The sequence below is a fragment of the Flavobacterium sp. ACAM 123 genome, assembly GCF_000264055.1.
In the GTDB taxonomy this organism is placed as follows: Bacteria; Bacteroidota; Bacteroidia; order Flavobacteriales; family Flavobacteriaceae; genus Flavobacterium.
Window position 1 is genome coordinate 1 of record NZ_AJXL01000221.1, and the last position, 1,151, is coordinate 1,151.

General features: G+C 28.7%; 2 protein-coding genes. Both read left to right on the forward strand.

The window, feature by feature from the left end:
- Positions 1–200, forward strand: a 200-nt coding sequence (locus A3SG_RS22580) for a hypothetical protein (protein ID WP_035664767.1), incomplete at its 5' end; no start/stop codon positions are given.
- Positions 201–221: 21 nt separating this feature from the next.
- Entirely contained in the window at positions 222–713 is a 492-nt protein-coding gene (locus tag A3SG_RS0118325) for a hypothetical protein (RefSeq protein WP_016991439.1), read from the forward strand.
- Positions 714–1,151: the final 438 nt, after the last annotated feature.

Below are 1,151 nucleotides of genomic sequence, written 5' to 3' on the forward strand. Positions count from 1 at the left end.
AAAGGACTATCATTTTCACGCAATACACTACCGAAGGTTTAGTTCAACAGCGGTTTGCAAAAATGGCGAGATATGTGGTTAATTCACGTTTATCTTTCGCAAGAAATTTTATCTTAGCCGAAAATAATCGTTTACGAAGTTCGCCACTTATGCAAGCCGCGAAACGTTGTGCAAAATATAAAGCAACGAACAGAAATTGATAATAAAAGAAACCTTAAAATATGAAAGCTAAATTAGAAAATGATGTTTTAAACGTTTATAACGAAAGAAATGTTTTGATTGGCGGAATAAAAATACAATCGAATTTCGAAAATACTGAAATCAAAATCGGAGAAAAAAAATTTGAACTAACTCGCAATAAATGGAATACTAAAATTTCGGAAAAGGATAAAGTTATATATAATTTGAAAATGAATTCTTTTTCTGGGAATACAGAGATTTTAGAAACTGGAAATAGGATAACAGGTGTATTTGGATTAAAATGGGGAACCAAAATGATAGACAAGCAGAAAAATACTCTTGTAAAAATCAGAAACGAAAACCAATTTATAAACAAGAATAAATACGAAATTGAAATATCAAACGAGAAAGTTACTAATTTAGAAATCTTGACAACTTTATATGGGCATTTATATGGTTCGAATATGAAACTAAAAGCTGTAATAATTGGAGCAGTTGCAGTTGGAATTATATCAAGTGGAATTATGAATTAATAAAATACTTTGCACAACAACGTGTATAATTTATTGCTTACTTTTCGCTTAATTCAATATTTCTTTTTTATTTATTATCTTTAGGTAATTGCCGAAAATACTCGCATATTTAAACGCAACAAACCATACACAAACACGTTATAGAACAGGTTGTTTATGCATACAGGTTTTACATGAATTATCAGGATTAAATCTAAACATAGTACATCCTTGTTTATCATTGTGAATTTTACAACCCGATTCTATAACAACAGGTTGTATCAATTGCAAAGATTCGGCATATTCAGTTAATAATTGGCTTAATTCAAAACTTTCGTCATCAATGTTATACACATATGATTCATTAAATATTGATTTATTTCTTAAAAAGTTTTTAGCATCCATAAATTTTGTTTTTATTAGTGATTAATCATTTGCAACAAATACAACCCGCAGGAA

Bases quoted from the DNA above. Each gene is read 5' to 3' on its own strand.
- A3SG_RS0118325 (WP_016991439.1), top strand. From the start codon at position 222: ATGAAAGCTAAATTAGAAAATGATGTTTTAAACGTTTATAACGAAAGA.